Source organism: uncultured Aureimonas sp. (assembly GCF_913775355.1).
In the GTDB taxonomy this organism is placed as follows: Bacteria; Pseudomonadota; Alphaproteobacteria; order Rhizobiales; family Rhizobiaceae; genus Aureimonas.
On sequence record NZ_CAJYIU010000032.1, the window covers coordinates 1 to 7,194 of the forward strand.

The following is a 7,194-nucleotide window of genomic DNA, read 5'->3' on the forward strand; positions in this document are numbered from 1 at the left end:
GCCGTCTCGTCCGTCATGCCGTCCAATCCTTCTTTCGCCGTCGTCATTCGTCAGGCCGGGGCCCGGACCGAACCGCCGAGCTCGTCTTCGATATGCGCCCGAACGATCTCCTCGAACGACGCCTCGACGGTGAAGCCGAGGTCCCGGGCGCGCTTGGCTTCGATGTCCGGCGCCCAGCCATCGACGATGCGGATGATCGTCTCGTCCGGCACCCGCTCGACGAGGGCGAGCGCCCCTTCGCCGGCCACGGCGCGAAGCGCCTCGAGCTCGTCGCCGACCGTTGCGGAGAGCCCCGGCATGTTCAGGTTGCGGCGCGGACCGATCGCGCTCGTATCCATCGTCGCGGCATGAAGAAAGAAGCCGACCGCCGCGCGTGGGCTGGCGAAGTAGTGCCGCACCGTGTCCGCCACCGGCAGCACGGCCGGCTTGCCGGCCATCGGCTCGCGCAGGATGTTGGAGAAGAAGCCGGACGCCGCCTTGTTGGGCGCGCCGGGGCGCACGCAGATCGTCGGCAGGCGCAGGCCCACACCGTCGAGGAAGCCGCGACGGGTGTAGTCGGCGAGAAGCAGTTCGCCGATCGCCTTCTGCGTGCCGTAGCTCGTCAGCGGCGTCAGCGCGAAGTCTTCCGGCACTCTGGTATCGAACGGAGCGCCGAACACGGCGATGGAGGACGCGAAGACGACGCGGGGCTTGTAGCCGGAGCGCCCGTGCTCGTGGCGGATGGCCTCGAACAGGTCGCGTGTGCCGTCGAGATTAATGCGATAGCCCTTCTCGAAGTCGGCCTCCGCCTCGCCGGAAACGATCGCGGCGAGATGGAAGACGAAGTCGGGCCGCTCGGCGATCAGAGGAGCCGTGGCGTCCGGCGCCGAAACGTCGATCGCCCGGCAGACGACGTTGCCGATCCGGCCTTCCGGCGCCTTCGGCTCGACGACGTCCACCATGACCATTTGCTCGACGGATCGGCCGCCGAGCCCGCCGTCGGCGGCGATCCGTTCGGCGAGCTTGCGCCCGATCATTCCGGCCGCGCCGACGATAAGAACCTTCATGCATCTTCCTCCCTCTCGCACCGAATGCCGCCTCCCCGCGGCAGACCGGTGCCTAGCCCGTCAACCGGGCCTGTTCCTTCTCGGCGTCGACAGGCGGCAGGCCCATCACGCGAAGCGTCGTGTCGTAGATGCGCTGGATGTGCACGCCGAAGGCGCGCACCGTCGCATCGCGGTCCCGCCCTTCCAGCGCCCGCAGGATCTCGGCATGGTCCCCGTGGCTGCGCGCGATCGCGCCGGGCTCGGAAACCGCGCGATGCCGCTGCTGCATCATATATCCGAAGAGGTCCCCGACGAACTCGGCGAGCACCGGGTTGGCGCAGCGGCGGTAGATCGCCAGATGGAACTCGCGGTCCAGCACCAGAAAGCGCACGGGGTCCTGCAGCGCATTTTCCTGCATCTTGAGGGACTGGTTGAGAAAGCGCAGGGTCTCCTCGTCCATCCGCCCGGCCGCATCGCCGACCACCACGAGTTCGTTCAGGAGCCGCGCCTCGTGGACGTCGTCGAGCCCGTAGCTGTTGATCAGCCGCGGCTCGCGGGAACGACGAAACTCCGGGCCGACGTCGTCCGACCGCACGCGCGTGCGCGCTCCGTGCAGCACCGCGAGCAATCCCCTGGCCGCCAGGATCTGCACCCCGCCGCGAACCGACTCGCGGCTGACCTGCAGCGCGGCGGCGAGATCGCGCTCGCTCGGCAGATCGTCGCCGACCTTGAAGATGCCGGACGCGATCAGCATCGCGATCTTCTCCGCCACCACGTCCCGCACGTTCCGGCGCACGATGGCCTCGCGCAACTCGGGCGTGTTCTCCAGGACGAATTCCGACAGCGACATGCGATCCCACCTCTGACCACTGGCACGACCAGCGGACCAGTTGAGCCTTTCAGGCGCGATTTTGTCTGTCAATTGGTCGCATGTGCTGCGCTGCGGCGGAGCTCGACCCTGACGGAGAGGAAGCGGCGAAACCCTTGCGATCGCTCGGCCAAGCCGTCATTGGAAGGGCAAAGAATTCGGTAGCGGCCCGAGCCGCTGCCCAGACGATCGGAAAGGGCGACCATGAGCGCCGCAACGGATATCACCACTGGTGCCCGGCCGGGCGATTCGGTCCCGCCCAAGGGCTTCGCCGCCCGGCGGACTTTCGCCATCATCTCGCACCCGGACGCCGGCAAGACCACGCTGACCGAAAAGCTCCTGCTCGCGGGCGGCGCCATCAACATGGCCGGCGCGGTCAAGGCCCGCGGCGAGAACCGGCGCGCCCGTTCGGACTGGATGGAGATCGAGCAGTCGCGCGGCATCTCGGTCACCTCGTCGGTGATGACGTTCGAGCGCGAGGGTATCACCTTCAACCTCCTTGACACGCCCGGCCACAGCGACTTTTCCGAAGACACCTACCGGACGCTGACCGCCGTCGACAGCGCCATCATGGTCGTCGACGTCGCCAAGGGCATCGAGAGCCAGACGCGCAAGCTCTTCGAAATCTGCCGCCTCCGCGATATTCCGATCATCACCTTCGCCAACAAGGTGGACCGCGAAGGACGCAACGCGTTCGAGGTCATGGACGAGGTGGAGGAGGCGCTGCAGCTCAGCGTGTCGCCGCAGGTCTGGCCGGTCGGCATGGGGTCCGATTTCCACGGCTGCTACGACCTCTTCACCAACGAATACCTCTACTCCTCTCTGCGGGCCGGCGGGCCGTGCGACAGCGTCAAGCAGATGAGGGGCATCGACGACCCGGCGCTCGACGCGATGGTGCCGGAGCACGTGCTGACCCGCTTCCGCGAGGAAGCGGAGCTCGCGCGCGAGGGCTATGCGCCCTTCGATGCCGACGCCTATCGCCAAGGGCACCTGACGCCGGTCGTCTTCGGCAGCGCGCTGCGGGACTTCTCGGTCGACCAGCTCCTGCGCATCGTCGCGCGCTTCGCGCCCCCGCCGCGCTCGCAGCCCTCGGACAAGGGTCCGGTCGATCCGCGCACGGATGCAGTGTCGGCCTTCGTCTTCAAGGTCCAGGCCAACATGGACCCGAACCATCGCGACCGTGTCGCCTTCGTTCGCTTCTGCTCCGGCCACTTCAAGCGGGGCATGAAGCTGAACCACGTGCGCTCCGGCAAGCCGCTCGCGGTCAACAATCCGATCTACTTCTTTGCGCAGGAACGCGACCTCGCCGAGGAAGCCTTCGCGGGCGACGTGATCGGCATCCCGAACCACGGGACGCTGCGCGTCGGTGACACGTTGACCGAAGGCGAGACCTTCCGCTTCACCGGCCTGCCGTCCTTCGCGCCGGAGGTGATGCGGCGCGTCCGGCTAGAAGACACGATGCGGATGAAGCAGTTGCGCCGAGCTCTTGAGGATCTGGCTGAAGAAGGCCTCGTTCAGGTCTTCAAGCCGATCATCGGTTCGAACTGGATCGTCGGCGTCGTCGGGCCGCTTCAGCTCGACGTTCTCGCGTCGCGCATCAAGCAGGAATACAAGACCGACATCGGCTTCGAGCCCGTGCCCTATTCCACCGCGCGCTGGATCTCCTCGCCCGACGAGAAGAAGCTGAAGACCTTCATCGACGAGAACAAGATGGCGGTCGCCGAGGACCGGGACGGTCGTCCCGTGTTCCTGCCGAAGGGCGACTGGGAGCTGCGCTACGCGCGCGAGCGCAACCCCGATCTGCGCTTCGACGAAACGCGCGAACTCGTCGCCACCTGACCGATCGACGACGATCCGTTCACGGCGTTCGGCACCTTGCGGCGGTTGCAGTGCACCATCGGACGCGGCACATAGGGATCAACTTTTCAGGAGGTCTCCATGACTGACGTCGCCGTCCTCGTCGGCTCGCTGCGCCGCGAATCGATCAACCGCAAGCTGGCTCTGGCGCTCGGCAAGCTCGCCGCGCCGCGCCTCAACTTCCGCATCGTCGAACTTGGCGACGTGCCGATGTACAACGACGACCTGTGGCCGGACATGCCGGAAGCCGTCCTGCGCATGAAGCGGGAGATCGAGACCGCGGACGCCGTTCTCTTCGTCACCCCCGAGTACAACCGCTCCTTCCCGGCCGTCCTCAAGAACGCCATCGACTGGGGTACCCGCCCCTACGGCCAGAACGCCTTCAGCGCCAAGCCGGGCGGCCTCGTCGGCACCTCGCCGGGCGGCGCCGGTGCGGCGGCCGGCCAGAACCATCTGAAGAGCGTCCTCAACGTCGTGGACGTGGTGCTGATGGGGCAGCCGGAAGTCTATCTCGTGTGGAAGGCCGAGGACTTCGCCGAGGACGGCACGATCCGCAACGACCACACGCGCGAGTTCCTGCAGCGCTATATCGACCGCTTCGTGAAGTGGATCGACCGCACCTCGGAGCCGAAGACCTCGGCGCAGGCCGACGCCAACGGCACGAACTGAGCCATCGCGGGCCTCCGCCTCAATCGAGGTCGGAGGCCCGGATGCGCTGGATGCCGCGCCGGTCGAACTCGGCGAATGTGCGATCGAGGGATCCTTCGAGGTCGATCGCCCGGCAGGCATCCTCGATCACAAAGACCGGCCAGCCCGCATCGGCTGCGTCGTAAGCGGTCCACGCGACGCAGAAGTCCGTCGCCAGACCGCAGACGAAGACGCGCTGCGTGCCGCGCTCCCTGAGGTAGCCGGCAAGACCCGCGGCCGTTGTCCGGTCCGCTTCCCGAAACCCGGAATAGCTGTCGATCCCGAGCTGGTGACCTTTTCGAATTACCGCCTGCGCGTTCGGAACGTTTAGCGCGGGGTGGAACTCCGCGCCCATGCTCCCCTGAACGCAGTGGTCGGGCCACAGAACCTGCGGTCCATAGGCTACGTCGATCGACGTGAACGGCTCGCGCCCATGGGTGCTGGCGAACGAAATGTGGCCGGCTGGGTGCCAGTCCTGCGTCAGCGCGACGATCGCAAAGCGCGGCGCCAGGGCATTGATGAGGGGAACGACCGCATCACCGTCCGCGACGGCCAGAGCGCCGCCGGGACAGAAGTCGTTCTGCACGTCGACCACGACCAGCGCGTCCCGTCCTCCGACGACCTGTCGCATTCGATTCGCTCCCCGCTCCGCTTCAGAACCGCAAGCCTAAGGCTGCACCGAGGTCCTGCCAAGGAACACCGGCGCGGCCATGCCGTTGTCAGGGACGAACCGGGAGGTAGCGTCGTGGATTTTCATCTTCTGGCTCCCGTACTTCTCGCCTCCAGCGTCGCGGCGTCGGCCGGCTCGCTCGATGCGCTTCGCTGGGAAAGCCGCGTTCTCCTCCTCGTGTCGAGCGAGGGCGGCGCGGCGGACGCCGAGCGGCAGGAAGCGTTTCTGCGCGGCCGGGAACGGGATTTGGCGGAACGGCAGATGACGGTGATCGCGGTTCGCGGACAGGACGTGCGCGTTCTCGCCGGCAAGGCGCCGTCCGACCTGTCCGCCGGCGCGCTCCGCCGGGAAAGCCGTGTCGCCGACGCCCCCTTCGTCGCCGTCCTCATCGGCCTCGATGGCGGCATCAAATGGACGTCGCGGACCCCGACGCCGCTCGACGAGATCAATGCGGTGATCGACGCCATGCCGATGCGGCGCGCGGGGCTCGATCGCTGAGGAAGATCGTCAGCGATTTTCCTTCTCGTTCAGCTTTCGCAGCTTCTCGAACTGCTTCTCAATTTCCTTGCCGACCGGCTGCGGTTTGAGGTCGACGCCATCGGAAAGCTTCTCGGCGATATGCTCCAGCACCGTGATGCGCGCGTAGCGCTTGTCGTCGGCGGGCACCACGAGCCAGGGCGCGTTGGTCGTCGACGTCCGTTCCAGCATCTCGTTGGCGGCGTTCTCATAGTCCGACCAGCGCTCGCGGTTGCGGAAGTCCTCGTAGGAGAGCTTCCAGCGCTTCAGCGGGTCCTCCATCCGATCCTTGAACCGCTTCAGCTGCTCGTCGGGCGTGATGTAGAGGAAGACCTTGGTGATGCGCGTTCCCGAGTCCGTCAGCAATTTCTCGAATCCGTTGATCTCGTCATAGGCTCGCCCCCACTCGGCGGGCTTGGCGAATCCTTCCACGCGCTCGACCAGCACGCGGCCATACCAGGATCGATCGAAGACGCAGATCTCACCCTTGCCGGGAAGGCGCTGCCAGAATCGCGAGAGATAGTGATGGCGAAGATCGTCCGGCGACGGCGCGGCGATGGGCCAGACCTTGAAGCCGCGCGGGTCCATCACGGCCGCCATCCGGCGGATCGTACCGCCCTTGCCGGCGGCATCCCAGCCTTCGAAGACACAGACGGCGGCGTCGCCCGTGTGGAGATACGCCTGATGGATCTCCATGAAGCGGACCTGCACCGTCTTCAGCCGGGCCTCGTACTCGTCCTTGTCGATCGTCTTCGACATGTCGAGGCGTCCGAGCGGACGGTGCGAATTGGGCGTGTCGTTCTTGTGGTCCGTCATTCGTCACTCCCGCATCCGCCGGCCCGCGCCACGGCGGGCGCAGGATCGTTGGCGACACATTGAACCAGCTTTCGGCGGCGAGGATCGGAGTCCCCCATCGCGCGTTTCCCACGCGACCCGGCCTTCGCCGCCAAGAGTGATGCGTAATATGCTCCAGTCCGTCGACCTCGACACCCGCCTTTCGGCCGCCGAGACGATCTCGCCGCTGCACCCGGTGGGCGCGACCGCTGTCCGGCTGATCGATCGACGGGGCACCGACAAGACCCGTCCGCTCGTGTTCGTTGCGCAGACCGCGCGCCGCGCCAGCGACATCGCCGCGATCCTGCGGGCGCTCGAGCCTGCCGCGAAGGTGGCCTATTTCCCGCCTTGGGACTGCCTGCCCTACGACGGTCTCTCGCCCTCACGCGCCGTGATGGGCCAGCGCATGGGCGTTCTGCGTTGGCTCACCAACTGGAAGAACCTTCCCGAGATCGTCGTGACCACGGCCGAGGCGCTGGTGCGGCGTGTCCCGCCGCGCAGCATCTGGAAGACGCTTCATCGCGAGTTCCGCGCCGGCGAAGACTTCGACGTGGAGGCGATGCGCCCCTTCCTGCAGAGCCTCGGCTACCTCTTCGACGACCGCGTGGACGAGCCGGGCGAGGCGGCGATCCGCGGGCGCGTCGTCGACTTCTTCCCCGCCGGCGGCGACCTGCCCTGCCGGATCGAGCACGAAAAGGGCCGGATCGTCTCGATCCGTTCCTACGACCCCGTCACCC

General features: G+C 66.9%; 7 protein-coding genes and 1 pseudogene. 4 read left to right on the forward strand and 4 right to left on the reverse strand.

Annotated elements, in window-relative coordinates:
• Window positions 1-50 precede the first annotated feature (50 nt).
• Entirely contained in the window at window positions 51-1,046 is a 996-nt protein-coding gene (gene denD / locus QZ753_RS02440) for a D-erythronate dehydrogenase (protein ID WP_294640885.1), read from the reverse strand.
• A gap of 52 nt (window positions 1,047-1,098) precedes the next feature.
• The gene (locus tag QZ753_RS02445; protein ID WP_294640887.1) at window positions 1,099-1,875 is read right to left on the reverse strand and encodes a FadR/GntR family transcriptional regulator; all 777 of its coding nucleotides are present in this window, start codon (window positions 1,873-1,875) and stop codon (window positions 1,099-1,101) included.
• Window positions 1,876-2,097: 222 nt separating this feature from the next.
• Between QZ753_RS02445 and QZ753_RS02450 the strand changes: the two genes are divergently transcribed.
• Both QZ753_RS02450 and QZ753_RS02455 read left to right on the forward strand, forming a co-directional pair.
• On the forward strand, window positions 2,098-3,732 hold the full coding sequence (locus tag QZ753_RS02450) for a peptide chain release factor 3 (protein ID WP_294640889.1): 1,635 nt from the start codon (window positions 2,098-2,100) through the stop codon (window positions 3,730-3,732).
• Window positions 3,733-3,831: 99 nt separating this feature from the next.
• Complete coding sequence (locus tag QZ753_RS02455; protein ID WP_294640890.1) at window positions 3,832-4,419, forward strand: NADPH-dependent FMN reductase; 588 nt, start codon at window positions 3,832-3,834, stop codon at window positions 4,417-4,419.
• A gap of 19 nt (window positions 4,420-4,438) precedes the next feature.
• On the opposite strand, the gene pncA is transcribed toward QZ753_RS02455, so the two are convergent.
• On the reverse strand, window positions 4,439-5,068 hold the full coding sequence (gene pncA / locus QZ753_RS02460; protein WP_294640892.1) for a bifunctional nicotinamidase/pyrazinamidase: 630 nt from the start codon (window positions 5,066-5,068) through the stop codon (window positions 4,439-4,441).
• Between the two features lie 114 nt (window positions 5,069-5,182).
• Between pncA and QZ753_RS02465 the strand changes: the two genes are divergently transcribed.
• Complete coding sequence (locus tag QZ753_RS02465) at window positions 5,183-5,605, forward strand: DUF4174 domain-containing protein (protein ID WP_294640894.1); 423 nt, start codon at window positions 5,183-5,185, stop codon at window positions 5,603-5,605.
• A gap of 9 nt (window positions 5,606-5,614) precedes the next feature.
• Here QZ753_RS02465 and QZ753_RS02470 read toward each other — a convergent pair whose 3' ends face one another.
• Window positions 5,615-6,439 carry a polyphosphate kinase gene (locus tag QZ753_RS02470; RefSeq protein ID WP_294640895.1) on the reverse strand — a complete coding sequence of 275 codons (825 nt, stop codon included), beginning with the start codon at window positions 6,437-6,439 and terminating at the stop codon, window positions 5,615-5,617.
• A gap of 148 nt (window positions 6,440-6,587) precedes the next feature.
• Between QZ753_RS02470 and QZ753_RS02475 the strand changes: the two are divergent.
• Window positions 6,588-7,194: pseudogene (locus tag QZ753_RS02475) on the forward strand (DEAD/DEAH box helicase); the annotation flags it as partial.

Excerpts from the sequence above, each read along its gene's own strand:
- pncA (WP_294640892.1), bottom strand. The coding sequence starts at position 5,068 with ATGCGACAGGTCGTCGGAGGACGGGACGCGCTGGTCGTGGTCGACGTG.
- QZ753_RS02470 (WP_294640895.1), bottom strand. The coding sequence starts at position 6,439 with ATGACGGACCACAAGAACGACACGCCCAATTCGCACCGTCCGCTCGGA.
- QZ753_RS02450 (WP_294640889.1), top strand. The coding sequence starts at position 2,098 with ATGAGCGCCGCAACGGATATCACCACTGGTGCCCGGCCGGGCGATTCG.
- QZ753_RS02445 (WP_294640887.1), bottom strand. The coding sequence starts at position 1,875 with ATGTCGCTGTCGGAATTCGTCCTGGAGAACACGCCCGAGTTGCGCGAG.
- QZ753_RS02455 (WP_294640890.1), top strand. The coding sequence starts at position 3,832 with ATGACTGACGTCGCCGTCCTCGTCGGCTCGCTGCGCCGCGAATCGATC.
- denD (WP_294640885.1), bottom strand. The coding sequence starts at position 1,046 with ATGAAGGTTCTTATCGTCGGCGCGGCCGGAATGATCGGGCGCAAGCTC.